At 62.4% G+C, this 25,818-nt stretch carries 24 protein-coding genes and 1 rRNA gene (1 of these 25 only partly in view); 12 read left to right on the forward strand and 13 right to left on the reverse strand.

Annotated elements, in window-relative coordinates; genetic code table 11:
* Window positions 1–78 (reverse strand): 16S ribosomal RNA (locus ACZ9EJ_RS18635); it reaches 1,403 nt to the left of the window's first position.
* A gap of 576 nt (window positions 79–654) precedes the next feature.
* Between ACZ9EJ_RS18635 and lhpI the strand changes: the two genes are divergently transcribed.
* The 4 genes from lhpI (at window position 655) to ACZ9EJ_RS18655 (ending at window position 6,138) form a co-directional block, all read left to right on the forward strand.
* Window positions 655–1,608: a bifunctional Delta(1)-pyrroline-2-carboxylate/Delta(1)-piperideine-2-carboxylate reductase gene (gene lhpI / locus ACZ9EJ_RS18640; protein ID WP_046641964.1), complete on the forward strand. Its 954-nt coding sequence runs from the start codon at window positions 655–657 to the stop codon at window positions 1,606–1,608.
* Window positions 1,608–4,094, forward strand: a complete 2,487-nt coding sequence (gene hrpB / locus ACZ9EJ_RS18645) for an ATP-dependent helicase HrpB (RefSeq protein WP_046641963.1) — start codon at window positions 1,608–1,610, stop codon at window positions 4,092–4,094. Before lhpI ends, hrpB begins: the two co-directional genes overlap by 1 nt.
* Window positions 4,095–4,158: 64 nt before the next feature.
* Window positions 4,159–5,496: an ActS/PrrB/RegB family redox-sensitive histidine kinase gene (locus tag ACZ9EJ_RS18650; RefSeq protein ID WP_080955832.1), complete on the forward strand. Its 1,338-nt coding sequence runs from the start codon at window positions 4,159–4,161 to the stop codon at window positions 5,494–5,496.
* 66 nt (window positions 5,497–5,562) lie between these two features.
* A complete protein-coding gene (locus tag ACZ9EJ_RS18655; RefSeq protein ID WP_046607960.1) occupies window positions 5,563–6,138 on the forward strand; it encodes an ActR/PrrA/RegA family redox response regulator transcription factor in 576 nt (191 codons plus the stop codon).
* Here ACZ9EJ_RS18655 and ACZ9EJ_RS18660 read toward each other — a convergent pair whose 3' ends face one another.
* Window positions 6,139–6,627: an MmcB family DNA repair protein gene (locus ACZ9EJ_RS18660; protein WP_046635597.1), complete on the reverse strand. Its 489-nt coding sequence runs from the start codon at window positions 6,625–6,627 to the stop codon at window positions 6,139–6,141.
* A 179-nt stretch (window positions 6,628–6,806) separates the two neighbouring features.
* Here ACZ9EJ_RS18660 and ACZ9EJ_RS18665 point away from each other — a divergent pair, with 179 nt between their 5' ends.
* On the forward strand, window positions 6,807–7,478 hold the full coding sequence (locus tag ACZ9EJ_RS18665) for a L,D-transpeptidase (RefSeq protein ID WP_046635520.1): 672 nt from the start codon (window positions 6,807–6,809) through the stop codon (window positions 7,476–7,478).
* Window positions 7,479–7,560: 82 nt separating this feature from the next.
* Here ACZ9EJ_RS18665 and ACZ9EJ_RS18670 read toward each other — a convergent pair whose 3' ends face one another.
* The 8 genes from ACZ9EJ_RS18670 to hslV all read right to left on the reverse strand — a co-directional run bounded on the left by ACZ9EJ_RS18670 (window position 7,561) and on the right by hslV (window position 17,880).
* Window positions 7,561–9,732 (reverse strand): malate synthase G, encoded by a 2,172-nt coding sequence (locus tag ACZ9EJ_RS18670; protein ID WP_046641961.1) that lies wholly within the window; start codon window positions 9,730–9,732, stop codon window positions 7,561–7,563.
* Window positions 9,733–9,833: 101 nt separating this feature from the next.
* Complete coding sequence (locus tag ACZ9EJ_RS18675; RefSeq protein ID WP_046641970.1) at window positions 9,834–10,754, reverse strand: LysR family transcriptional regulator; 921 nt, start codon at window positions 10,752–10,754, stop codon at window positions 9,834–9,836.
* A 99-nt stretch (window positions 10,755–10,853) separates the two neighbouring features.
* Window positions 10,854–12,872, reverse strand: a complete 2,019-nt coding sequence (locus ACZ9EJ_RS18680; RefSeq protein ID WP_046641960.1) for a hydantoinase/oxoprolinase N-terminal domain-containing protein — start codon at window positions 12,870–12,872, stop codon at window positions 10,854–10,856.
* 52 nt (window positions 12,873–12,924) lie between these two features.
* Window positions 12,925–14,343 (reverse strand): cytochrome P450, encoded by a 1,419-nt coding sequence (locus ACZ9EJ_RS18685; protein WP_046641959.1) that lies wholly within the window; start codon window positions 14,341–14,343, stop codon window positions 12,925–12,927.
* A 44-nt stretch (window positions 14,344–14,387) separates the two neighbouring features.
* Window positions 14,388–15,323 carry a DUF1402 family protein gene (locus ACZ9EJ_RS18690; RefSeq protein ID WP_046641958.1) on the reverse strand — a complete coding sequence of 312 codons (936 nt, stop codon included), beginning with the start codon at window positions 15,321–15,323 and terminating at the stop codon, window positions 14,388–14,390.
* A gap of 214 nt (window positions 15,324–15,537) precedes the next feature.
* Window positions 15,538–16,845, reverse strand: a complete 1,308-nt coding sequence (gene hslU / locus ACZ9EJ_RS18695; RefSeq protein WP_046635530.1) for an ATP-dependent protease ATPase subunit HslU — start codon at window positions 16,843–16,845, stop codon at window positions 15,538–15,540.
* Window positions 16,842–17,360 (reverse strand): GNAT family N-acetyltransferase, encoded by a 519-nt coding sequence (locus tag ACZ9EJ_RS18700; RefSeq protein WP_046641957.1) that lies wholly within the window; start codon window positions 17,358–17,360, stop codon window positions 16,842–16,844. The genes hslU and ACZ9EJ_RS18700 overlap by 4 nt, the downstream gene beginning before the upstream one ends.
* On the reverse strand, window positions 17,353–17,880 hold the full coding sequence (hslV, locus tag ACZ9EJ_RS18705; protein WP_007751667.1) for an ATP-dependent protease subunit HslV: 528 nt from the start codon (window positions 17,878–17,880) through the stop codon (window positions 17,353–17,355). The genes ACZ9EJ_RS18700 and hslV overlap by 8 nt, the downstream gene beginning before the upstream one ends.
* Window positions 17,881–18,069: 189 nt before the next feature.
* On the opposite strand from hslV, the gene hisB reads away from it, so the two are divergent.
* The 7 genes from hisB to coaA are packed head-to-tail and all read left to right on the forward strand — an operon-like array spanning window position 18,070 to window position 22,731.
* On the forward strand, window positions 18,070–18,678 hold the full coding sequence (hisB, locus tag ACZ9EJ_RS18710) for an imidazoleglycerol-phosphate dehydratase HisB (protein ID WP_046635601.1): 609 nt from the start codon (window positions 18,070–18,072) through the stop codon (window positions 18,676–18,678).
* A gap of 19 nt (window positions 18,679–18,697) precedes the next feature.
* Complete coding sequence (locus tag ACZ9EJ_RS18715) at window positions 18,698–19,189, forward strand: DUF2628 domain-containing protein (protein WP_052764688.1); 492 nt, start codon at window positions 18,698–18,700, stop codon at window positions 19,187–19,189.
* Window positions 19,189–19,839 carry an imidazole glycerol phosphate synthase subunit HisH gene (gene hisH / locus ACZ9EJ_RS18720; protein WP_046641956.1) on the forward strand — a complete coding sequence of 217 codons (651 nt, stop codon included), beginning with the start codon at window positions 19,189–19,191 and terminating at the stop codon, window positions 19,837–19,839. Before ACZ9EJ_RS18715 ends, hisH begins: the two co-directional genes overlap by 1 nt.
* 29 nt (window positions 19,840–19,868) lie before the next feature.
* Window positions 19,869–20,612 carry a 1-(5-phosphoribosyl)-5-[(5-phosphoribosylamino)methylideneamino]imidazole-4-carboxamide isomerase gene (gene hisA / locus ACZ9EJ_RS18725; RefSeq protein WP_046635545.1) on the forward strand — a complete coding sequence of 248 codons (744 nt, stop codon included), beginning with the start codon at window positions 19,869–19,871 and terminating at the stop codon, window positions 20,610–20,612.
* Window positions 20,609–21,397 (forward strand): imidazole glycerol phosphate synthase subunit HisF, encoded by a 789-nt coding sequence (gene hisF, locus ACZ9EJ_RS18730; protein WP_046641955.1) that lies wholly within the window; start codon window positions 20,609–20,611, stop codon window positions 21,395–21,397. The genes hisA and hisF overlap by 4 nt, the downstream gene beginning before the upstream one ends.
* Window positions 21,398–21,415: 18 nt before the next feature.
* Window positions 21,416–21,739, forward strand: a complete 324-nt coding sequence (locus ACZ9EJ_RS18735; protein WP_046641954.1) for a phosphoribosyl-ATP diphosphatase — start codon at window positions 21,416–21,418, stop codon at window positions 21,737–21,739.
* Complete coding sequence (gene coaA / locus ACZ9EJ_RS18740) at window positions 21,736–22,731, forward strand: type I pantothenate kinase (RefSeq protein WP_046641953.1); 996 nt, start codon at window positions 21,736–21,738, stop codon at window positions 22,729–22,731. The genes ACZ9EJ_RS18735 and coaA overlap by 4 nt, the downstream gene beginning before the upstream one ends.
* A gap of 31 nt (window positions 22,732–22,762) precedes the next feature.
* Here the strand turns inward: coaA and ACZ9EJ_RS18745 are convergent, their stop codons facing one another.
* The 3 genes from ACZ9EJ_RS18745 to ACZ9EJ_RS18755 form a co-directional block, all read right to left on the reverse strand.
* Window positions 22,763–23,374, reverse strand: coding sequence for an alpha-ketoglutarate-dependent dioxygenase AlkB (locus ACZ9EJ_RS18745; protein WP_046641952.1), 612 nt, complete (start codon window positions 23,372–23,374; stop codon window positions 22,763–22,765).
* 16 nt (window positions 23,375–23,390) lie between these two features.
* Window positions 23,391–23,825, reverse strand: coding sequence for an alternative ribosome rescue aminoacyl-tRNA hydrolase ArfB (gene arfB, locus ACZ9EJ_RS18750; protein ID WP_038547443.1), 435 nt, complete (start codon window positions 23,823–23,825; stop codon window positions 23,391–23,393).
* Window positions 23,826–23,934: 109 nt separating this feature from the next.
* Window positions 23,935–25,548, reverse strand: a complete 1,614-nt coding sequence (locus ACZ9EJ_RS18755; protein WP_046641950.1) for a phosphoenolpyruvate carboxykinase — start codon at window positions 25,546–25,548, stop codon at window positions 23,935–23,937.
* Window positions 25,549–25,818: the final 270 nt, after the last annotated feature.

Raw genomic sequence — 25,818 nt, forward strand, 5'->3', positions numbered from 1 at the left:
CCTTGCGGGGCGCTCGACTTGCATGTGTTAAGCCTGCCGCCAGCGTTCGTTCTGAGCCAGGATCAAACTCTCAAGTTGAGAATCCAATCCGACTAATCACTCTTGTTCTGAATCGACGAGAACTCACATAATCATGTCCGCATCACTGCGCCCACGATCAGGTGTTCTCTTGTTCAAAACGTGACCGTCATTTGTCTTCCAATGAGCAAGGCCCTAAAGCCCCACCCGCGAAAACCGCCGACCACGTTTCTCTTTCTTCTCATCTTCAATTGTCAAATAACAGACGCTTCAAAACCCAAGGGCCAAACCGTCAAAACTTCCCGAACAGCAACACCCCAAGAGACCAAACCGAAACTCGGTCCCAACCAGCATGCGCCAATCAATCAGTGATTTCTGTAGAACGAAAGTCGTCGTCGCCAGCAGCGCCGCCGCCCTCGTTCAGTGAGCGGGTTATAGATCCCACCACTCCGACAAGTCAACAGGGATTTTCAAAAAACTGTCATTTTTCTCGCAGCCTGCCCAAAACAGTCGATTTCAGGCCAGAAAATAAGCACCGATTAAGGAAAGAGCAGCTTCGCGGCCCATAAAAAGCGATTTTACGCGGCGATTTCCCATTGTTAGGGTGAAAGCAGTTTCTGGCGGCTGGAGTATGACATGCTGGTATTGAATGAAGCGCAGACCCGGGACGCGCTACCCTTTATAGAACTTATCGCGGCGATCGAAACGATGTTCAAAAGCGAGTGCGTCATGCCGGTGCGCCACCATCATGAGATGGAGGTGCCGGGTGAAGCAAATGCGGTCATGCTCCTGATGCCCGCCTGGGTGCCGGGCGACCATATCGGCGTCAAGATCCTCAACCTGTTTCCGGACAACCATCTCCGGTCCCTCTCCACCATCTTCGGCAGCTACCTTCTTTCGTCGGGCAAGACCGGCGAGATGCTGGCGATCATCGAGGGCGGCGAGCTGACCGCGCGACGCACCGCTGCGACCTCGGCACTCGCCGCCCGATATCTGGCACGCGAAGATGCGCAAACCATGCTGATGGTCGGAACCGGCCGGCTTTCGCTCAATCTCATGCAGGCGCATGCGCTCGTGCGACCGCTCAAACATTTCCGCATTTGGGGACGTAATATAGAGAAGGCCGAAGAGACTGCGCATGAGGCAAGGGAGCTCGGGCTCGATGCGGTCGCCATCACGGATCTCCCCGCTGCTGCCGAACAGGCGGACATCATTTCCTGCGCGACACTGTCGAGCGAGCCGCTGATCCGCGGCGAGTGGCTGAAGCCGGGCGCGCATCTGGACCTCGTCGGCGCCTTCAAGCCGAGCATGCGCGAGAGCGACGACGAGGCGGTGCGGCGTTCATCCGTTTTCGTCGATACGCGTGCGGGGGCGATGAAGGAGGGCGGCGATATCGTTCTGCCGCTGCAGAGCGGCGTGCTGACGAAAGACGGTATCAAGGCGGAACTTGCCGACCTTACCCATGGACGACACCCAGGCCGTACGGGCGATGACGAGATCACGCTCTTCAAGTCTGTGGGCGCGGCACTCGAGGATCTTGCCGGGGCGATCCTTGCCTATCGCCATGTCAGCGGACAGGTTTTGCGCTGATGACCGCAGCGCATGAGGCAGGTCCGATCACCAAGACCTTGCCAAAGCTTCCCGTCACCGAGGTTCTCGGCGATATCATGCAAGCGCTCGCCCAGGGTACGCGTGCCGTGCTTTCCGCACCGCCGGGCGCCGGCAAGACGACGCTCGTGCCGCTGGCGCTGCTCGACCAGGCCTGGTGCACCGGAAAGATCATCCTGCTCGAACCGCGGCGGCTGGCGGCGCGCGCAGCTGCATCCCGCATGGCATCGCTGCTCGGCGAACAGGTGGGCGAGAGGGTCGGTTACCGGATGCGGCTCGACAACAGGATCTCGGCGAAGACCCGGATCGAGGTGGTGACCGAGGGCGTTTTCGCGCGGATGATTCTTGACGACCCGGAGCTTGACGGCGTCTCGGCGGTCCTTTTCGACGAATTCCATGAGCGGTCGCTCGATGCGGATTTCGGTCTGGCGCTGGCGCTCGATGTGCAATCGGCGCTACGCGACGACGTGAGGATCCTCGTCATGTCGGCGACATTGGATGTCGAGCGCGTCGCGGGACTGCTCGGCGAGCCGCCGGTCATCAAGAGCGAAGGCCGGACGTTTCCGATCGATATCCAGCATGGCGACCGGGCGCCGAACGAGCGGATCGAAGACGCGATGACGCGGGCGATCGTCGAGGCGCATTCGAACGACACGGGTTCGATCCTCGCTTTCCTGCCGGGCCAGGCGGAAATCCTGCGCACTGCCGAGCGGCTTGCGGGGCGGTTCGGGCCGGAGACCGTGGTGGTGCCGCTTTACGGCAATCTTTCCCAGAAGGAGCAGGATCTGGCGATCCGGCCGGCGCCCGCCGGGCAGCGCAAGATCGTGCTGGCGACGTCGATCGCCGAAACCTCGATCACCATTGACGGGGTCCGGATCGTCATCGACAGCGGGTTGCAGCGCCTGCCGGTGTTCGAGCCCTCGACCGGGATCACCCGGCTGGAGACGGTGCGTGTTTCCCGCGCCTCGGCCGACCAGCGGGCGGGCCGCGCCGGCCGTACCGAACCGGGCATTGCGATGCGCCTCTGGCATCCGGGGCAGACGGCAGCGCTGCAGGCTTTCACGCCGCCGCAGATTCTGGCGAGCGACCTCTCCGGCCTGGTTCTCGATCTGGCCCATTGGGGCGTCCAGGATCCGAAGGGGCTTGCCTTTCTCGATCCGCCTCCCGGACCGGCCTTCAACGAGGCAAAGGTGCTGCTGACCCAGCTCGGTGCGCTCGATCCTCAGGGCGGGCTGACGGAAAAGGGCCGGCTGATGCGCGAGCTGGCGCTTCCGCCGCGACTCTCGGCCATGGCGATCTCGGCGGCGGAGGAAGGTTTCGGCAGGCAGGCAAGCCTGCTTGCGGTGCTCCTGACCGAACAGGGGCTCGGCGGCAGCGACATCGATCTCGACGAACGGCTGCGGCGGTTCCGCAACGAGCGCGGCGACAGGGCCGATGCGGCGCGGAAACTGGCAGACCGGATCGCTTCGAACCTGCCGAAGCGATCGCAGTCGAATGAAACGGTTCTGGCCGGCAGGCTTCTCCTGCATGCCTATCCCGACCGGATCGCGCTCCAACGCGGCGGGCGCGGGCGTTTCGTGATGGCGAACGGACGCGGCGCGGAACTACAGGAAACGGAGCGGCTGGCGGCATCGCAGATGCTGGTCATCGCCGACCTGACCGGCCGGACGGCGCAGGCGCGCATTCTGACGGCAGCGGAAATCAGCCGGGCGGATGTCGAAGCCGAGCTTTCCGGGGCGATCCGTGAGAGCGACGAATGTTTCTTCGACCGGGCCAGCCGGCAGGTGCGCGCCCGCAAGGTGACACGGCTCGGCGCGATCATTTTCGAGGAAAGGCCGCTGCCAAGGCCGAGCGGCGAACGAGCCGCACAGGCGCTTGCGGAGGGCGTGCGGGAACTGGGGCTTCAGGTCCTGCCGTTCTCCAAGGAAGGCGCGCAGCTTCGCGACCGGATCGGTTTCCTCAACCGGTCGATCGGCGAGCCCTGGCCGGATATGAGCGACGAGGCGCTGCTTGCGCGGCTCGACGACTGGTTCGTGCCGTTCCAGGGCAATGCGTCCGGCCTCGCTTCCATCAATCCCGGCAGTCTTTCGGAAGGGCTGCGTTCGCTCATCCCGCATGAGGTCTCCCAGGATCTCAACAGGTTGGCGCCGACCCATTTCGAAGCGCCGACCGGGGAGCGGCATCCGATCCGTTACGATGGCGAGGAGCCGGTCCTGGCGATCCGGGTGCAGGAACTGTTCGGGCTGAAGAAACATCCGGCGATTGCCGGCGGAAAACTGCCGCTGCTTCTCGAACTGAACTCGCCGGCGCACCGGCCGATCCAGACGACGCGGGACCTGCCCGGCTTCTGGGCCGGTTCCTGGAAGGATGTGCGGGCGGAGATGCGCGGCCGTTATCCCAAACATCCCTGGCCGGAAGACCCGGCCGAGGCGGCCCCGACGACGCGTGCCAAACCGCGCGGGACGTGACAGAATGCCGCCTGCGACCTGAAGTCGAGCCGGTTTATGAAGGCGGCCTCGGGTCACTTATATAATGCAAGGTAAAGAGCAGGCGGTGAGCGTAGACAGTCCTTCAGTGCGTTTTGCGCAGTTCGGCCCTTCGAGCCGGCGGATCCGGCTCCAGACGCTGGTGCGGCTGCGCTGGCTTGCGGTCGCGGGCCAGACGATCACCGTGGTCATCGTCGGGCTGCTGCTGCAGTTTCCGCTGCCTCTGCAGGAGGCGGGCATCCTGGTCGGCGCGCTCGCGGTCGCAAACCTCACCCTGTCGGCCTGGTTTCCGCCGACCCACCGGCTCGGGCCGAAATCGGCGCTGGCGCTGCTCGGTTTCGACCTGTTGCAGATGGCGGCGCTGCTGTTCATCACCGGCGGGCTCGCCAATCCCTTTGCGCCGCTGATCTGCGTGCCGGTGATCATCGCCTTCGCTTCTCAGCCACTGCGCCATTCGCTGGTCCTGATCGTCTTTGCGCTCATCTGCACCACCGTGCTTGCCTTTTCACCCTATCCGGTTCCCTGGTATGAGGGCGAGCCGCTGCGGATCCAGCCGGTCATGCAGCTCGGCGTCTGGTGTTCGATCGCCTCGATGATGATGTTCGCGGCCTTTTATGCCTATCGCGTCAGCCACGAAGCGACGCTGCTTGCCGATGCGCTTGCGGCAACCGAACTGGTCCTTGAGCGGGAAAAGCATCTTTCGCAGCTCGACGGGCTGGCGGCGGCCGCCGCCCATGAGCTCGGCACGCCGCTCGCAACGATCAGCGTCGTCGCCAAGGAGATGGAACGCGAGCTCGGGCCCGACGACCGGTTCCGCGAGGACGTTCTTCTTCTCAGAAGCCAGAGCGAGCGCTGCCGCGACATTCTTCGCCGGCTCACCTCTCTCTCGGCCGAGAGCGAGGAACATATGCGCCGGCTGCCTCTTTCCTCCCTGGTCGAGGAGGTGGTGGCGCCGCATCGGCAATTCGGCATCGAGATCGAGCTTGTGGAGAAGAACGAGCGCGCCAGCGAGCCGGTCGGCAACCGCAATGCCGCCATCATATACGGGCTCGGCAACCTGATCGAAAATGCCGTCGATTATGCCAGGAGCAAGGTGACCGTCACGGTCGAGCACGACGCCGATCGGGTGGCGATCACCATCGAGGATGATGGCCAGGGTTATGCGCCGGATATTCTTTCGCGGATTGGCGAACCCTATATGACAAAGAGACCCCGGGAAGACGAACGGGCGGGCGGGCTGGGTCTCGGCCTCTTCATCGCCAAGACGCTGCTGGAACGGTCCGGCGCCACGATCCGCTTCGGCAACCGCGACAACGGCGAACCGGGTGCCCGCATTCATATCGAATGGCCGCGCTCGGTGATGGACGCGCAGGACTTGAAATAAGCCGGCCGACCGGCCGATCATCATGAAAAGGCAAGCGGGCCTTTTAAAACCCGCGGAGAAAAAGAGATGGAAACACACCCGGAACCGACCAAGGCTCATGCCGACCCAGAACTCGGGCCTGACCCTTCGCTGCTGATCGTCGATGACGACGGACCGTTCCTGCGCCGGCTGGCCCGCGCCATGGAGACCCGCGGTTTCCTGGTCGACACGGCGGAGTCCGTCGCGGAAGGTATCGCCAAGACGAAGGCTCGCCCGCCGAAATATGCGGTGGTGGATTTGCGCCTCGGCGACGGCAACGGGCTGGATGTGATTGAAGCGATCCGTCAAAGCCGCGAGGACACCAAGGTGATCGTGCTGACTGGTTACGGCAATATCGCAACGGCCGTGACCGCGGTAAAGCTCGGGGCGCTCGATTATCTCGCCAAGCCCGCCGATGCCGACGACATCTTTGGTGCACTGACGCAGCGGCCGGGCGAGCGGGCGGACGTGCCGGAAAACCCGATGTCTGCGGATCGGGTGCGCTGGGAACATATCCAGCGGGTCTACGAGATGTGCGAACGCAACGTGTCCGAGACCGCCCGCCGGCTCAACATGCATCGCCGCACGCTGCAGCGCATCCTCGCCAAGCGCGCCCCGAAATAGTCACATCTCGTCGAACGTCTTGCCGGTCGCCCATTCCGCCAGCATCAGGCGCTGGGCGGCTGCGCGCGAGAAGTTCAGCATCATCGCCTTGCGGGTCGCGGGCGGCAGCCTGTGCTCCGGCGCATCCCGCAGCAGATGCCCGCCATAGCCGTCCGAGAGGAAGAGGCCGCAATCCTCCGGGAAGATGTCGAGCGGCACGTCCTTGTGCGTCGCGAAAAACAGGCGGTCGCAGAAGTACCGGTATTCCGGCCATTTGCGGTCGATGCGAAAATCCTCGACCGACGTCTTGATCTCGACGATCCAGATCTCGCCCTTTTCCGAGATGGTCACCAGATCGGCGCGTCTTCCGCTCGACAGCACGAGTTCCGGCAATATCGCATGCCGCATGTCGTGCAGCAGGATCTGGACACCCTTGCGCACCAGCATGGCGCGAGCCGACTGTCGGCCATCTATTAATGGATTATTACTGGCAAGGTTGAGTATAGTCATAGAATCCCGAAAAACCGCTTCCATGATGTTGCAAAAACGCCATGGCTTTTTTCAATCATGCGCCGGCTCTGTTTTGATGCGCTGCAGCGCTTGCCAAGCGTAGTTTAATCGAAAATAACCCGTCATCAAAGATGGGCCAGAGGCCCGTCTAAATCGATTCGTTTATCCAAGAGATCTCCATGCGCTTACGCACTAGCATGCTCGCACTCGGCTTGTTGGCAACTGCTGCCTTGGCCGGTTGCGCCTCCACGGTTCCCGGCGGCGGCACCCAGCTGGCCACGACCACCTACACCGATCAGATCTTCACCGACTCCTACGGATCGGTGAGGGATGCCGGTTATACCCTTCCGGCAATCCCGATCAACAAGGTGGACAAACAGTATGTCCGCCAGATCGTCAGCTATCAGACCAGCGAAAAGCCGGGCACGATCGTCGTCAACACGCGTGAACGCCATCTCTATTACATCATGCCGAACGGCAAGGCGATGCGCTACGGCATCGGCGTCGGCAAGCAGGGTTTTGCCTGGTCGGGCACCGCCTATGTCGCCTGGAAGCAGGAATGGCCGACCTGGCACCCGCCGAAGGAAATGGCAGGCCGTCGTCCGGACGTTGCAAAATACGTCGAAGACGGCATGGGCCCGGGTCTCAGCAACCCGCTCGGCGCGCGCGCCATGTACCTCTTCAACGAGAAGGGCCAGGATACGCTCTTCCGTCTGCACGGCACGCCGGAATGGAACTCGATCGGCACCGCCGCTTCGTCGGGCTGCATCCGCCTGATCAACCAGGACGTCATCGACCTCTACAGCCGCGTCCGTCCGGGCCGCGAAACCAAGGTCGTCGTGATCCAGTAATCGCGAAATTCGACGAGAATACGAAAGGCCGCCTGGAGAACTCTCCGGCGGCCTTTTCTTTGCCTGATCCTCTGCTCGCCGGTCAGCCGGCGAGCTTGGCCTTCAGTTCCAGACGGCGGCGATGCAAGACCGGTTCGGTATAACCGTTCGGCTGCTCGAGGCCCTTGAGCACCAGATCGAGTGCCGCCTGGAAAGCGACGGACCCATCGAAATCCCTGGCCATCGGCATATAGAGCGGGTCGCCGGCATTCTGGCCGTCGACGACGCCCGCCATGCGCTTCATCGTCTCGACGATCTGCTCTTCCGTGACCAGCTTGTGATAGAGCCAGTTCGCCATGTGCTGGGCGGAAATGCGCAGCGTCGCCCGGTCTTCCATCAGGCCGACATTGTTGATGTCCGGCACCTTGGAGCAGCCGACACCCTGGTCGATCCAGCGGACGACGTAGCCGAGAATACCCTGCGCATTGTTGTCGAGTTCGCGCTGGATTTCCTCCGGCGTCCAGTTCGGCCGCACGGCCACCGGCACGGAGAGGATATCCGACAGTTTTGCGCGGGTACGGCTCTTGAGACCGTCCTGGACGGCGGCAACATCGACCTTGTGATAGTGCGTCGCATGCAACGTCGCGGCTGTCGGCGACGGAACCCAGGCGGTGTTGGCGCCAGCCTTCGGATGGGCGATCTTCTGCTCCAGCATCGCCGCCATCATGTCCGGCATGGCCCACATGCCCTTGCCGATCTGCGCGTGGCCGGACAGGCCGCATTCGAGGCCGATATCGACGTTCCAGTTCTCGTAGGCCGCGATCCACGCCGCCTGTTTCATGTCGCCCTTGCGGATCATCGGGCCGGCTTCCATGGACGTGTGGATCTCGTCGCCGGTGCGGTCGAGGAAGCCGGTATTGATGAACACGACACGCTCGCGCGCCTCGCGGATGCAGGCCTTGAGGTTGATCGTGGTGCGGCGCTCCTCGTCCATGATGCCCATTTTCATGGAATTGGTGGGAAGACCGAGCGCCTGTTCGACACGGGCAAAAATCTCGCAGGCGAAGGCGACCTCTTCCGGCCCGTGCATCTTCGGTTTCACCACATACATGGAACCAACGCGGGAATTCTGGCGGCGACCATTGGGGCCGATATCGTGGATCGCGATCAGCGCCGTCACCATCGCATCCATGATGCCTTCCGGAACTTCCCTGCCATCACTGTCCAACACCGCCGGATTGGTCATCAGGTGGCCGACATTGCGGATCAGCATCAGCGAGCGGCGCTTGACCGTAACATCGCCGCCGGCAGGCGCCTTGAAGTTTGTGTCGGGGTTGAGCTTGCGGATGAAGGACTTGCCGCCCTTGGCTACCTCTTCCTGGAGGTCGCCGTTCATCAGGCCGAGCCAGTTGCGGTAGACGACGACCTTGTCCTCGGCATCGACAGCGGCGATCGAATCCTCGCAGTCCATGATCGCGGTGATCGCCGATTCCAGCCAGACATCCGAAATCCTGGCCGGATCGTCCTTGCCGGTCGCCGTCGTGGCGTCGATCCGGATCTCGATATGCAGGCCGTTTTTCCTGAGCAGAAGATGCGTCGGCTGCGCCGATTCGCCGAGATAGCCGGCAAACTGGGCTGGATCGGCGAGCTCGACCGTCTTTCCGTCCTGGGCTGCGGCCGTCAGCTTGCCGCTGGTGACCACAAACGAGGTGACGTCGGTCCAGCTCGCGCCGGACAGCGGCACGGACTGATCGAGGAAGTCACGCGCCCAGGCGATAACCTTGGCGCCGCGGACCGGATTGTAGCCCTTGCCCTTTTCGGCGCCGTCGGTCTCGGGAATGGCGTCGGTGCCATAGAGCGCATCGTAGAGCGAACCCCAGCGGGCATTGGCGGCGTTCAGCGCATAGCGGGCATTCATAACCGGGACGACGAGCTGCGGCCCGGCGATCTCGGCGATTTCCGGATCGACCCTGTCGGTTGAGACCGTGAAATCCGGCCCTTCCGGCAGCAGGTAACCGATGTCGCGCAGGAAGGCTTCGTAAGTGGCCAGATCGCTAGGCGCGCCGTTCTTGCGGTACCAATCGTCGAGCTTGGCCTGGAAGGCGTCGCGCTTGGCAAGAAGCTCGCGGTTCTTCGGCGCCAAGTCGTGGACGATCTTCGAGAACTCGGAGAAGAACCGTTCGGCATCGACACCGGTCGCCGGCAGCGCTTCCTTCACCAGGAAGTCGTAGAGCTTCTCGTCGATTGCGAGACCATTTTTTTCGATACGGGCCATCGGTTCCTCCGAATTTTTCCAGTCGCGCGCAAGTCTCTTTGGTAGCGAGGGAAATTGCAATTGCACAAATATTGAATGACTTATGCCAAATCGGAAATAATCTACTTCCGGCCCGCATCCGGAGAATGCCGCTCCCAATAGGGAACCGGCCCATAAAGTTCCGCCAGGTATTCGATGAATGCCCGGACTTTTGATGGAAGATGCTGCCGGCTGGGGTAGACCGCCGAGACCGAAACGTTCTTCGATCCTTCGTAGCCAGGCATCACAATCACCAGCCGTCCGTCCCTGAGCTCGTTGCCGATATCCCAGGTAGATCTCAGTGCGATTCCGAGCCCGGCGATGACCGCTTCGCGGATGACCTCGCTCGAATTGGTGTTCAGCATACCCGCCGGTCGATAGACAAGCGGGCCCTTGGGACCTTCGAGCCGCCAGGGTTCGCCATTGTGCGCCGTCAGGCAGTGGTGGTTGGCCAGTTCCTCTATGCTTGTCGGGGCGCCATGCCGCTCGATATAGGTTGGAGACGCGCAGAGGATGCGCCGGACCTGAACGAGCTTGCGGGCGACAAGGCTCGAATCCTTCAGCTCGGAGATGCGGATCGCCACGTCGAAACCCTGGGCGATGATATCCGTGAACTCGTCCGACAGGATCAGGTCGATGGAGAGATGCGGGTTTGCCTGCATGAATGTCGGCAGATGAGGCGCTATGTGCATTCGCCCGAACGAGGTCGGCGCCGAGATGCGCAGATTGCCGGCGATCTCGGTCGACCGGCCCGAGACGAACTGCTCGGCATCCTCGATCCCCGTCAGGACATTGGCAATCCTGTCGTAAAACCCTTTTCCCGCGTCGGTCATTCCGATCTGGCGGGTCGTGCGCTGGAGGAGGCGCGTCCCCAGTTGTTCCTCCAGCCGCTTGATGCGCTTCGAGACCACCGCCGGGGAAATGCCGAGGCTCTTCGCCGCCGCCGACATATTTCCGCTGGCTGCGACTTTGACGAAGATTTCCAGATCGGCAAGATTGGTAATCACTGCGATTTGTTCCCAGCTGGAATAAATACCGGCTCACTTACGCCTTGTTGAATAAGGCTTTCAGTGGCGGTCCACAACAGACGTGCACAGGGGCGCTCAGAAACCGGCTATCCTCGGCCTGCCGACTGCAACGGCAGTGATCCGCGCCTCGACCAGCTTTCGCGAGCCCTCGATTTCCGGCGCATCCAACTCTTCCGCAACCGTCACGACCGCATCCTTGGCGCCGTCCGCATTCGCCTGTGCCAGGGCCGCAGCGATGGCGCGCTCGCGGGCCGTCGCCACCGCTTGCATTTCACCGATGACCGAGAGCCGCTCGCCTGCGCCGGAGAGGATGAAGCGGCCTTCTTCCGGGGAGGTAACGACGACGGTGACGCTGGCGCGGACCTGGCCGACGACGGCGCCGATAGCATTCGCCACATCGGCGTCAGGCGGAATGACCGACTGCGCACCCAGCATATCCGCGACCGCCGGATAATAGACCGGTGCCGAGGCCCCGAGCCCGATCAGCGGACGATCGAGTGATACGGAAAACCGGGCGATGCCGGGAACCCGTTTCAGAGCCCGGTCGACTGCGAGCGAAACCGCGGGATCGATGGCTTCGGCGCCGTCTTCGGCGAGACAGGCGGTGAGCACGGCCTCGGAGGACTGACGGGTCAGCCGGCTGACGATCTTTTCCGCAAGCTCTTCCGGCGAGGCGGCGATCTCGCGTCCCGCACCGTCCTTGCGCCGGGCGGCAAGTTCCAGACCCAGCCGCGCTGCCTCTCCGTGCCATTGGCTCTGGCGGCCGAGCACGTGGAGCGCATCCGAAGGGGTGATGCCGCAAAGATGCACCAGCCCTCTCGCAACCAGCCGGTCGAGAACCGCTCTTTGCGAATTCATGGTCAGGAGATCGTTGAGCGGGATCGGCGCAGCGCCGATGCGGACAAGAAGCGCCTGTTCCGGCGGCTGCAGCCCCTGGGCCATCACATCCGGAACGCCGGTTCGGACCGCAAAGCGCCCGTCGTGCCGTCCGGCATGGCTGGCGCGCAGTTGCTTTTCCAGCGTCGACAGGAGGATCTCGCCATGCGCCATCGCGGCGAGGCTCAGCGGCAGAAGCCGGCGCGGGCCGAGCGTGAGCCGCGCTTCGAGGCCGCGGTCGTCGATATGAACCTCGGAATCGCCGCCAAGCCCATAGGTGCGCAGCGCTACCGCCTCCACCATGGTGCGATGACCGCCGACCACCGCGCCCTCTTCCGCCAGCTTCGGCCGCCCGCCATCGAGGACCGCGACATCCGTCGTCGTGCCGCCGATGTCGGAGACGACCGCCTGATCGAGCCCGGTCAGGAAATGCGCCCCGACAAGGCTTGCGGCGGGGCCGGAGAGGATCGTTTCGATCGGCCGCAACCGGGCTTCTGCGGCCGAAATCAGTGCGCCATCGCCGCGCACCACCATCATCGGCGCCGCGATGCCGCGCGCGGCCAGAAAGCCCTCGCAGGACCCGACCAACCGGTCGATGATCGACACCAGCCGCGCATTGAGCAGCGTGGTCAACGCACGGCGAGGACCGCCGAGTTTCGACGAAAGCTCGTGGCTGCAGGTGACGGGCAGATGCGAAAGCGCACGAATACGGTCCCTCAGCCGGATTTCATGAGCCGGATTCCGGACGGCGAAATAGCCGGCAACCGCAAAGGACGAGACTGTGCCCGCCAGCGCCGGCATGGCCGCTTCGAGCGCAGTCATATCCAGCGGCGTCTCGTTGCCGTGCACGTCATGGCCGCCAGGCAGGAAGATCACCGGATCGCTTCCCAGCGCCTCGGCAAGTCCGCCACGGGTGAGATCCTCCTCTGTGAAGCCGACCATGATCAAGGCGGCCCGACCGCCCTGCCCTTCGACCAGCGCATTGGTGGCGAGCGTGGTCGACAGCGAAACGAGGCCGATTGCCGAGGCGGAGGCAGCACTTTTCTCCAGCACCGCATCGACGGCGCCGGCAATGCCAACCGCCAGGTCATGCCGCGTCGTCAGCGATTTAGCCTTGGCGATAACGCCTTCGCCCTCGCGGAACAGCACCGCATCCGTATAGGTGCCGCCGGTATCAATCCCGAGAAGGAGGGGGCCGGAAGGAAGGGATGAAGCCACGCGAAAATCCTGAAGATCGGTCCATGGATCAATAGCGCATAGGCCGCCAAGATCAATTCACCAGCGAAGACCTCTCATGTCGCGGACTGACCCGCATCAGCAGACCATCGCGCGGCTGGGTGGTCAGCTTCTGGACCGGCCAGACCTTGGTTTCGGGCGTAACGTCGAACCGATAGTCCCGCATCAGCACCGCAAGCGCGATCACCGCTTCCTGCAGGGCGAAGGTGGCGCCAATGCAGGTGCGCGGCCCCGCACCGAAAGGCAGATACTGGAACCGGTTCAGCTTGCCGCGATTTTCGGGCAGAAAACGTTCCGGCATGAAGGCGCGCGGCTTTTCCCAATACAGTTCGTGGCGGTGCAGCGTCCAGGGCATGACCAGCACCGTCACCCCGGCGTCGATCCTGACCGTCTTGCCTTCCGGGCTCGTCCAGCTGTCGTCGCTGATCGCTTCGCGGTTGATCGAGGGCGCCGGCGGATAGAGCCGCAATGCTTCCTCGAACGCCGCCCGAACCCATGGCATCAGATCCAGCCATTCGACCGGATCGGCGCCGGTCGCCAGAACACGGTCGATCTCTTCTTCCATGGCCTGCCGCACCGGCGGCGACTCCGCGACGCAATAGAGCGTCCAGGCAAGCGCCCGGGCCGTCGTTTCGTGCCCCGCGCCGATGAAGGTGAGGATATTGTCCTCGATCTCGCCCATGGTCAGCCCGTCCGGGCCGGCAAGCTGCAGCAGCAGCGTCAGGAAATCCTGCGGCACATTGTCGGGATGTTCGCGCATCCGCTCCTGCCGCATGAGCATGGTTTCGGCAACCACACGCCGGAACTTGTCGAGGATCCGCCTGCCGCCGATTCGCGTGACGCGTGGCACCCAGGGCGGCGCGCGCAGCATGTCCATCGGGTCGATCCGGCCCATGCGATGCAGAAGCTGGTCGACATCGTCGGCAACGGTCGCCTTGTTGCCGGCGATCTCCCCGGAAAACAGGGTTTCGGCAAGGATGGCATAGGTCAGTTCGGTCATATCGACCGAAATATCACGGACCGAGCCCTCGGCGCCGGCCTCGGCATATTTCCTCGAGAACTCCTCGGTCTGGCTCAGCATCTGGCCGGCGAAACCGCGGGAATGCCTTGGCGTGAAAACCGGCGCCATCGCCTTGCGGCAGCGTTTCCAGACCTCGCCTTCCGCGGTCAGCAGGCCGTCCCGGAGGATCGGGCGAAGGACGAGTTGGCGGATTTCCGACATCTCGTAATTGCCGACATTATCCACCAGGATATGCCGGATAAGCCCGGGATGGTTGACGATCAGCGTCCGTTCCTTGAAGAACTTCGTCTCAAACCAGGGCAGCGTGTAGGAGACCTTTCCCCACAGCTCCAGAGGATTGCGCAGCGCAGTCCAGATGACCTCGATCGGGTTCAGCAACCGATCCCGATGCGGAGGTGCCGGCGGAACGAAGGGTTCGGGGCGGATGTCCATGGACAGCCCTCCTCAGGAGTTTCCTATGGAGGGTATATCAGCCGTCAGAGGAGGGATTTCAACTCGGCGAGCTTGTCGTTGACCAGCCAGCCGTAATAATTCTCTTCCGGCAGGCCGCCGCGAGCAGCCAGGGCCGCGGCGCGCTGCGCCGAACCGCCGGTATTATAGAGCGTCGCGGTAATGCCGGGATTGCGGGAAATGTCCATGCCGGCGATCGACTTGTAGTCGTCGATCGAGCGGCGGATGCTGGCTGCCATATAGGCGAGCGACTTGTCCGGATCCATGATCGCGTCATAAACCGCAGCAGCCTTGTTCTCGTCGAGCTTCGGATAACCGGAGGTTCTGGCCACCATGTCAGACAGCATCAGCGCCGTCAGCGGGTTGACCTGGCCGAGGCCAAAAGTCTGGCCCGCATAGAACGGCTGGAAGAAGACCGCACTGAAGCGGTTGTCGGGAAACGAGGTGCCGCCGACCGAACGGCCGCGAAAGCTCTTTTCCCAGACGCCTTCGCGGCAGGTCCAGAGCTTGTAGGAATCAGCGACGTCGCCGCATTTGCTGAATTCCGGCCGGTCGAGGAACTGCTGGATGCCCTCGTCACCGTAACCGAAACGAAAACTGTTGCCGGCATAGGCGGCCGCCTTGACGTAATAGGTCTGCAGCCGGTCGTACGCATCGACATTGTAGGTATGCTCACCGACGATCGCGCCGAGCATGTGGATCGGATCGATGCCGTAATCGGCCGCCGTCGACCTGACCTTGGCGATCAGCTTCTTGTCGGAGGCCAAAAGGTCGCGGATCTTCTCGTATTTGTCATCGAAGGTCGTGCGCCCGGCACGGGTCCGACGCACCGAGGCGCCCGGGATCTTCGGCTGTTCCGCGTGACGATTTCCTTCGGGAACCATCGTGAGGCCGCCTGCGAACGCGGAAGAGGCCGCGGACGTCGCGACGACAAGGATCAGGGCCAGAAGGATGCGTTTCAAGATTTTTGCGTGTCCCAGGACTTCGACTATGCCGTTCTCCGGCACGGGATGCTGAAAGCCATTCCAAACCGACTCACTCAAGCGCCGGATATTTCCATGAAAACGCGCTTCCCTTACGCGAGGCGTAAGGACCGTGTCGAGACGCGGGCGTTCAAAATCCCGTCAGCGCCGGCAAATGAGCAGCCGGACGTTGCCCGGCTGCCACGATTGCCGCTCAGAGAATGTAGCGCGACAGATCGGTGTCGGCGGCAAGATCGCCGACATGCTTCTTGACGTATTCCGCATCGATCATCACCGTCGTACCGCCCTGGTCCGGGGCGTTGAACGAGATCTCGTCGAGCACCCGTTCCATCACCGTCTGCAGCCGGCGGGCGCCGATATTCTCGACCGAGGAGTTGAGGTGCACAGCGACGTCTGCGAGCGCGTCGATCGCGTCCTCGGTGAAGTCGAGCGTCAGTTCTTCCGTTTCCATCAGCGCCTTGTACTGGCGGATGAGGCTCGCCTCGGTTTCCGTAAGGATGCGGCGGAAATCCTCCTTGGTGAGCGGCCTCAGCTCGACCCGGATCGGCAGGCGGCCCTGGAGTTCCGGCAGAAGGTCAGAGGGCTTGGAGACGTGGAAGGCGCCCGAGGCGATGAACAGGATGTGGTCGGTCTTCACCGGCCCGTATTTGGTCGACACCGTGGTACCTTCGACCAGCGGCAGCAGGTCGCGCTGCACGCCTTCGCGGGACACGCCGGCGCCCATGCCGCCGTCGCGAGCGGCGATCTTGTCGATCTCGTCCAGGAAGACGATGCCGTCGTTTTCGACCGAGCGAACGGCTTCACGCTGGATGACCTCGTTGTCGATCAGCTTGTCGGATTCGTCGCGGATCAGCTCGCCATAGGATTTCTTGACGGTGGTGCGAACCTTCTTGGTGCGGCCGCCCATGGCCTTGCCGAACATTTCCGACAGGTTCAGCACGCCGATATTGGCGCCCGGCATGCCGGGAATCTCGAAGCCGGGCATGCCGGAACCGCTGTCGGCCACTTCGATATCGATTTCCTTGTCATCCATCTCGCCGTTTCGCAATTTCTTGCGGAAGCTGTCGCGGGTGGCAGGCGAGGCCGTGGGGCCCACCAAGGCATCGAGCACCCTTTCCTCGGCGCTCATATGGGCCTTGGCCTGCACGTCGGCGCGCATCTTGTCGCGCACGAGGCCGATGCCGATCTCGACGAGATCGCGGATGATCTGCTCGACATCGCGGCCGACATAACCGACTTCGGTGAACTTGGTCGCTTCGACCTTGATGAAGGGCGCGCCGGCGAGCTTGGCGAGGCGTCGGGAGATTTCCGTCTTGCCGACGCCGGTCGGGCCGATCATCAAAATGTTCTTCGGCATCACTTCGTCGCGCAGGCTCTCGTCGAGCTGATGGCGGCGCCAGCGATTGCGCAGCGCAATCGCCACCGCGCGCTTGGCGTCGTGCTGGCCGATGATGTGCCGATCCAGCTCGGAGACGATTTCCCGGGGTGAAAAGTTACTCATGTCAAATCCGTTTCTTCTGGTGCGTCCAGCGCCATGAAATGGGCCGGACCGTAAATGGATGTCCTGGTGTCGACGTAGCGGAAGCCGGCCTTTTCATAGGCGCGGATCGCCTGGGCGTTCTCCGGATCCGGATCGATGACGATCCTTTTCGCGCCGTTCTCGAAAAGTTCAGAGGTCAGCTGGCGGATGATCGCGCTGCCATGGCCGATGCCGACAAGCTCAGCATTGCCGATCGAGATGTCGATGCCAAGCGTGCCCTTCGGCTGATCCTGATAGGGATGATCCTCTTCGAGATGCGGATCGTAGTACTGGAGATAGGCGATCGGCCTGCCGTCCAGTTCCGCGATCATCGGCCGGGTCTCGACGCTCGTCATCGAATATTCGATGCTCGCCAGTTCCTCGTCGACCCCGCCCCACCATTTCGCGATATGCGGCTCGGCGAGCCACGTCGCCAAGAGAGGAAAATCCTCACGGGTGACATCACGAAACGAGTAGCGAGGCGCGCCTTCAGCCATCGGCGTCCAGCGTCTCGATGACCAGGTTGTGGTTGGTATAGACGCAGATATCGGCGGCGATATCGAGTGCCTTGCGGGCGATCTCTTCGGCCGACTTGTCCGTATCCATCATCGCGCGGGCGGCGGCATAGGCATAGTTGCCGCCGGAGCCGATCGCGATGGTTCCGTGTTCCGGTTCGAGCACGTCGCCATTGCCGGTGATCGCCAGCGTGGTCGACTTGTCGGCGACCAGCATCATCGCTTCGAGATTGCGCAGGTATTTGTCGGTACGCCAGTCCTTGGCGAGCTCGACGGCGGCGCGCATCAGCTGGCCGGGATATTGCTCGAGCTTTTTTTCAAGTCGGTCGAGCAGCGTGAACGCGTCGGCGGTGGCACCAGCGAAACCGGCGATCACTTCGCCCTTGCCGATGCGCCGCACCTTGCGGGCATTGCCCTTCATCACGGTCTGGCCGAGGCTCACCTGGCCGTCGCCTGCCATGATGACCTTGCCGCCCTTTCTCACTGTAATAATCGTTGTCATAAAGCACCTGTTCGCCCGTCTTCCGGGCTTTCGTTTATGGGCATTTCGGCCCCGTTGAGCATTTATGTAAGTCGGTCCAGGGCGAATGCAATCTCATGACGCGATACCGCAGCGACACCCCTGCTTTTGCTGGATATTTGATGTCGTGCCTGATAAGGAGCGCTGATCGATCGCATGGAGCAGACCCAGATGGGTGAGACGACAACCGCACGCGTGGGCAACATCGTCCGCAAGACCAACGAAACTTCCGTTTCCGTTTCCGTCAATCTCGACGGCACCGGCGCGGCGAAGATTTCCACGGGCGTCGGCTTCTTCGACCATATGCTGGACCAGCTCTCGCGGCATTCGCTGATCGACATGGACATCGACGTCACCGGCGACCTGCATATCGACGACCATCACACGGTCGAAGATACCGGCATCGCGATCGGCCAGGCGATCTCCAAGGCGCTCGGCGACCGCCGCGGCATCACCCGCTATGCCTCGCTCGACCTTGCCATGGACGAGACGATGACCAAGGCGGCCATCGACGTGTCTGGCCGTCCGTTCCTGGTCTGGAACGTCGCATTCAGCGCGCCGAAGATCGGCACGTTCGACACGGAACTGGTGCGGGAATTTTTCCAGGCGCTTGCCCAGAACGCCGGAATTACGCTGCACGTGCTGAACCATTACGGCGCCAACAACCATCATATCGCCGAGACCTGCTTCAAAGCCGTGGCGCGGACACTTCGCGCCGCCATTGAAATCGACCCGCGGCAGGCCAATCGCGTTCCCTCCACGAAGGGAATGCTGGTCTGACTGCTTGAGGAGACGATCCTTGAGAAGCTACCTCGTTCTGACACCGCCCAATGACCCGCGAAGCGGATCCGACAGGGATCACCAGTCGACCCTCGTCCTGCGGGACGGGTTTTCCTGGCTTGCGCTGTTGTTTCCCTGGATCTGGCTTTTCTGGCATGGGCTGTGGATCGCCGGCATCGTCATTCTGCTTGCCCAGATCGGCAGCGGCATCCTGATGCAGGTCCCCGGCTTCTGGACCGCCGGCCTGCTGCTTGGTTTCGCCACCAGCCTGCTCACGGCCCTCGAAGGCCGACATTATCGCTCCGAAGCACTGATCCGTCGCGGCTGGACACTGGAAACGGTGATCGCCGCCCAGAATCTGCGTACGGCGGAGGAGATCTATTTCTCCCGCCTGCCGCAGCCGGAACAACAACCAATGCCGGTCTCGGCCGAGTGGGCGAAACAGGCAAAACCGCCCGCCGCCGGATGGCAGGCCCCTCACATGGGCCTTTTCGAACATGGAGGACGCTGATGCGCGTCGCAATCATCGACTACGGGTCCGGCAACCTGCGTTCCGCGACCAAGGCTTTTGAGCGAGCCGCGCGCGAAGCCGGCATCGAAGCGATCATCGACCTCACCGATAAAGCAGAGGCCGTCGCCACCGCCGACCGTATCGTGCTGCCGGGCGTCGGCGCCTATGCGGACTGTAGCGCCGGCCTCGCCGCGGTGCCGGGCATGCGCGAAGCCATCCTCGACGTGGTCGAACATAAGGGCCGCCCTTTCCTCGGCATCTGCGTCGGCATGCAGCTGATGTCGTCGCGCGGGCTGGAAAAGACCACCACGTCGGGATTCGGCTGGATCGAGGGCGACGTCGTCGAGATGACGCCGAGCGATCCCAGCCTCAAGATCCCGCAGATCGGCTGGAACACGCTCGATATTCACCACCCCCACCCGCTGTTCGAGGGCATTCCGACCGGGCCGGACGGCCTGCACGCCTATTTCGTGCATTCCTACCATCTGGCTGCAAAGCACCGCAGCGACGTGATCGCAACCACCGAATACGGCGGGTCGATGACGGCGTTCGTCGGCCGCGACAACGTGGCCGGATCTCAGTTTCATCCTGAGAAAAGCCAGACATTGGGTCTTGCCCTCATCTCCAATTTCCTGCGCTGGAAGCCCTGAGCTCGCGCGAACTATCAAGGACCGAAGACATGATCCTCTTTCCTGCAATCGACCTGAAGGACGGTCAGTGCGTGCGCCTCAAGCTCGGCGACATGGACCAGGCTACCGTCTACAATCCCGACCCGGCTGCCCAGGCCAAAACCTTCGAGGACCAGGGCTTCGAGTGGCTGCATGTCGTCGATCTGAACGGCGCCTTCGCGGGTGAAAGCGTCAATGGCGCGGCCGTCGATGCGATCCTGAAAGCCACCAAGAACCCCGTGCAGCTCGGCGGCGGCATCCGCACACTCGACCATATCGAAAACTGGCTGGCGCGCGGGCTTACCCGCGTCATCCTCGGCACGGTCGCGGTGCGCGATCCGGCGCTGGTGATCGAGGCCTGCAAGCAGTTTCCCGGCAAGGTCGCGGTCGGCATCGACGCCAAGGGCGGCAAGGTCGCCGTCGAAGGCTGGGCGGAAGCGTCGGAGCTCGGCGTCATCGAACTGGCGAAAAAATTCGAGGGCGCGGGCGTTTCGGCGATCATCTATACCGATATCGACCGCGACGGCATTCTCGCCGGCATCAACTGGGCGTCCACGCTGGAACTCGCCAATGCCGTCTCCATCCCGGTCATCGCGTCCGGCGGGCTTGCCTCGCTCGACGATATCAGCCGCATGCTGGAGCCGGATGCGGCCCGACTCGAAGGCGCGATTTCCGGCCGTGCGCTCTATGACGGCCGCATCGATCCCAAACAGGCGCTGGACCTGATCCGCTCCAGACAAGGACGTGCCGCATGACCCTCAAAGCCCGTGTCATCCCCTGCCTGGACGTGAAAGACGGCCGCGTCGTCAAGGGCGTCAACTTCGTCGATCTCATCGATGCCGGCGATCCTGTCGAGGCGGCCAAGGCCTATGACGCCGCCGGTGCCGACGAGCTCTGCTTTCTCGACATCACCGCCTCTTCCGACAATCGCGATACGATCTTCGACGTCGTCGCCCGCACCGCCGAACACTGCTTCATGCCGCTCACCGTCGGCGGCGGCGTGCGCGCCGTAGCCGATATCCGCAAGCTGCTGCTTGCGGGTGCCGACAAGGTCGCGATCAACTCGGCGGCGGTCGCCAATCCGGATTTCGTGGCTGAGGCCGCCGACAAGTTCGGCAACCAGTGCATCGTCGTGTCGATCGACGCCAAGCGGCGGCGTGCCCAAGCCGTCGGTGGCGACAATCTGAGTGCCTGGGAGATCTACACGCATGGCGGCCGCAACGCGACCGGCATCGATGCCGTCGAGTTCGCCGTCAAGATGGTCGAGCGCGGCGCCGGCGAACTGCTCGTCACCTCCATGGACCGGGACGGCACCAAGAGCGGCTACGACCTGGAGCTGACGCGGATGATCGCCGACAGCGTCCGCGCCCCGGTTATCGCGTCGGGTGGCGTCGGAAACCTGGACGACATGGTCGCCGGCATCAAACAGGGCCATGCGACGGCAGTGCTGGCCGCATCGATTTTCCACTTCGGGACCTATACGGTCGGCCAGGCAAAGCATTATATGGCTGAGCACGGCATTGCCATGCGGCTCGATTGAGCCATCGGGAAGAGTGTTATGAGTGAATTTTCCCTGATCGACCTTGAACGGATCGTTGCCGAGCGGGCCAAGGCTTCACCGGAGGAATCCTGGACGGCGAAGCTTTTCGCCGCCGGCCAGGAGAAGGCCGCAAAGAAGCTCGGCGAAGAGGCGGTCGAAACGGTCATCGCCGCCATTCAGCAGGACCGCAAGAATCTGACCACCGAGAGCGCCGATCTCCTCTATCATCTTTTAGTCGTCTTGAATATTGCAGCGGTGCCGTTGCAGGATGTGCTCGACGAACTCCAGAGAAGGACCGGCCAGTCCGGCCTTCAAGAAAAGGCAAGCCGGCCGACATCATGAGCATTGCTTCCCAGCCCGCCGAGACGCCTGACCCCGAAACCGGCCCGAATGCGGAATATTATTCGCCCTATCACCGCTTCAGTGCGGAGGAATGGGCGAAGTTCCGCGCAGACACGCCGCTGACGCTCACCGCAGACGAGGTGCAGAGGCTGCGTTCGCTGGACGACCCGATCGATCTCGACGAAGTCAGGCGCATCTATCTCTCGCTGTCGCGACTGCTGTCGACGCATGTCGAGGCCTCGCAGCGGCTCTTCAAGCAGCGCAACCGGTTCCTCAGCCTTTCCGACATCACCAAAACGCCCTTCATCATCGGCATTGCCGGTTCCGTGGCGGTTGGCAAATCGACCACCGCACGTATCCTGAAGGAACTGCTCGCCCGCTGGCCGTCGAGCCCGAAAGTGGATCTCATCACCACCGACGGTTTCCTCTATCCGAATGCGGTTCTCCAGCGTGAAAACCTGATGGAGCGCAAGGGTTTTCCGGAAAGCTACGACATCGGCACCATCCTGCGGTTCCTGTCGGCGATCAAGGCCGGCGAGCCGAACGTCAAGGCTCCGCGCTATTCGCATCTCACCTATGATGTCCTCCCGGACGAATACACGCTGGTCGACCGGCCGGACATCCTGATCTTCGAGGGCATCAACGTCCTCCAGTCTCGAGCGCTGCCGGCCGACGGCAAGATCGTGCCGATCGTTTCGGATTTCTTCGACTTCTCGATCTATATCGATGCCGATGAAGAGCAGATCCACAACTGGTACGTCCAGCGCTTCATGAAGCTGCGCCAGACCGCCTTCCGCGATCCGACCTCCTTCTTCAAGAAATACGCGGCGATTGACGCGGATGCAGCCCGCGCCGTCGCCGAGGGGCTGTGGGAAAACATCAACCTCAAGAACCTGCGGCAGAACATCGTGCCCACCCGCCCGAGGGCGGACCTGATCCTGCGCAAGGGCCGCAATCACTTGGTGGAAACGGTCGAACTGCGCAAATTGTAGACTGTCGATCGCCGGCTATTGACTTAAATCGTCAGCTATTCACGCGGCGAAGCGTCAGGTTGATGCGTCCGCCGTTCTTTAACAGCGTCGACGTCCCCGGATAAATTCGATCGACGCCGTGGAACGCGAGGCGTCCCTCCCCGCCCAGCACGACGACATCGCCGCTCGCCAGCCGGAAAGAGCCGGTCGCGTCCTTCCGGTCCAGGCCGCCGACCCGGAACAGGCAGCTGTTGCCGAGCGAGACGGAAAGAACGGGGGCGGCAAGGTCGTTCTCGTCCTTGTCCTGATGCAGGCCCATCTTGGCATCGTCGGAATAGAAGTTGATGAGGCAGGCCTCCGGCGGCTTCGGATAGTCGCCAAGCTTTTCCCAGAGATCGAGCAGTTCCTGCGGCATGGCGGGCCACGGCTTTTTCGTCACCGGGTGAAACGACTGATAGCGATACCCTTGGTCCTTGTCCGTCACCCAGCCGAGCGGGCCGCAATTGGTCATGCGCACCGACATGGGTTTGCCGGTGCCGGGCATTTCGGGCGTGTAGAGCGGGGCCTCGGCGACCACCCCGCGGATCAGTTCGACCAGATGCTCCTGCGCCGGCCGGTCCAGATAATCGGGAAGGTGCCTGATTCCGTTTCCAAGCGTCGCCAAAGATCAATCTCCGCTCTCAGTCGCCGCTTGGCCGGCCACGCATCTTCTTGACGTCCGAACGGCCGGATTTTTCCTTCAGCCGACGTTCCACCGATCCCTTGGTGGGCTTGGTCTTCTTGCGCGGCGGCGGCGGCGGTTCGGCGGCCTTGAGAATCAGTTCCTTCAGCCGCTCCCGCGCATCCTCCCGATTGCGCTCCTGGCTGCGGAACCGGTTCGCCTCTATCATCAGCACGCCGTCCTTCGACACCCGTTTTCCGGCGAGTTTGATGGCGTTTTCCTTCACCCGCTCCGGCAGGGACGGCGTGTTGACGATGTCATAGAAAAGCTGAACCGCCGTCGAAACCTTGTTGACGTTCTGGCCACCCGGCCCGCCCGCCAGCACGAACTGTTCCGTCAGCTCCCATCCGGCGATGGTGATGCGGTTGTTGATGACAAGGGGATTGCTGGCCATGGGTCTCTAAATGCCTGTGTCTGGCGGCATGTTTCCCACAAAGCCGGCCAAAAGAAAACCGCCGGCGCAAAGGCCGGCGGTTTCACGTGAATCCCTGGGACGCAGAAAATTATTCGGCGGCGGCGAGCATGACCGGAGCGGCGCTTCTCACCTTGCTGTCGACGTGGTCTTCGTACTGCCCAAAGTTCTGGATGAACATCGAGACGAGCTTCTTGGCATAGGCGTCGAACGCGGCGCCGTCCGCCCAGGTCGAGCGCGGATCGAGGATCGCATTGTCGACGCCATCAACAGCGACCGGCACCGCGAAACCGAAATTCGGGTCGGTCCGGAACTCGGCATTCTTGAGGCTGCCATCGAGCGCGGCACTGAGGAGTGCGCGGGTCGCCTTGATCGGCATGCGGCGGCCGACGCCGTAAGCGCCGCCGGTCCAGCCGGTATTGACGAGCCAGCAATCGACCCCGTGGCGGGCGATCAGTTCCTTGAGCAGGTTGCCGTATTCGGCCGGGTGACGCGGCATGAACGGCCCGCCGAAGCAGGTCGAGAACGTCGCTTCCGGCTCGGTGACGCCCTTTTCCGTGCCGGCAACCTTGGCCGTGTAACCGGATAGGAAGTGGTACATCGCCTGTTCCGGCGTCAGCTTGGCGATCGGCGGCATGACACCGAAGGCATCGGCGGTCAGCATGATGATCGACTTCGGCTGCGGCGCGGTGCCGGTCTTCGAAGCGTTCGGGATGAAATGCAGCGGATAGGCGCTGCGGGTGTTCTCGGTCAGCGAATCGTCGTTGAAATCCGGAACCCGGTTCTCGTTGAGCACGACGTTTTCAATCACGGTGCCGAAACGACGGGTCGCGGCATAGATTTCCGGTTCGGCTTCAGCGGAAAGGTTGATGGCCTTGGCATAGCAGCCGCCTTCGAAATTGAAGACGCCGTTTTCGCCCCAGCCATGCTCGTCATCACCGATGAGCGTGCGGTTCGGATCAGCCGACAGCGTGGTCTTGCCGGTGCCGGACAGGCCGAAAAACAGCGCGGTGTCACCGTTCGGGCCAACATTGGCCGAGCAGTGCATCGGCATGACGCCCTTTTCCGGCAGGAAGTAGTTGAGCACGGAGAAGACCGACTTCTTGTTTTCGCCGGCATAGGAGGTGCCGCCGACCAGGATGAGGCCGTTGGTGAAATCGCAGGCGATCACGGTTTCCGTGCGGCAGCCGTGGCGGGCGGGATCCGCCTTGAAGCTTGGCAGGTTGATGATCGTCAGCTTTTCTTCGAAGCTTTCGAGCGTGGCACGATCCGGACGGATCAGAAGATTGCGGATGAAGAGGGCGTGCCAGGCGAATTCGCTGACGACGCGGGTCGGAAGGGCATATTCGGCATCGGCGCCACCCACCAGATCCTGGACGAACAACGTCTTGCCGGCCGCATGGGCGAGCATGTCCTGTTTGAGGACTTCGAAGTGTTCAGGATTCATTGGCTTGTTGTCGGCGCCCCACCAGACGCGGTTCTCGGTGCCGGCATCGCGGACGATGAACTTGTCCTTGGGGGAGCGGCCGGTATGCTGGCCGGTGACGGCGCGCAACGCACCGTCGATCGTCAGATCGGCTTCACCGCGGCGGATTGCTTCTTCGTAGAGTTCAACCTCGGACGAATTGTAATAAACACGCGATACACCGCCGAGACCGATCGCCGCTAAACCCTTGGACGGGTTGTGAAGTCCAAACTCCTCCATGCGCGCACTCCTTCAGCTTGCCGTGGGGACTGACGCGAAATTAATGACAGATTTCTAAAAGGGCAAGAGGCGGCTCGAAAATTCTTTAATAATATCAATTATTTAATCGATTTAAAAAATTTTATTCCTCTTTAAATCGGTTTAATAACTGTTTCAATCCGCATCCGCGCTATCTTAAACCCCATTGCCAAAAAGCACGATCATCAGCGGCCCCTTTATCTTTGCCACAATTTGTTCCACCTTTATACTCAATAAGCGCGTCGGCTGATG

This window comes from Neorhizobium sp. USDA 3394 (assembly GCF_056280385.1).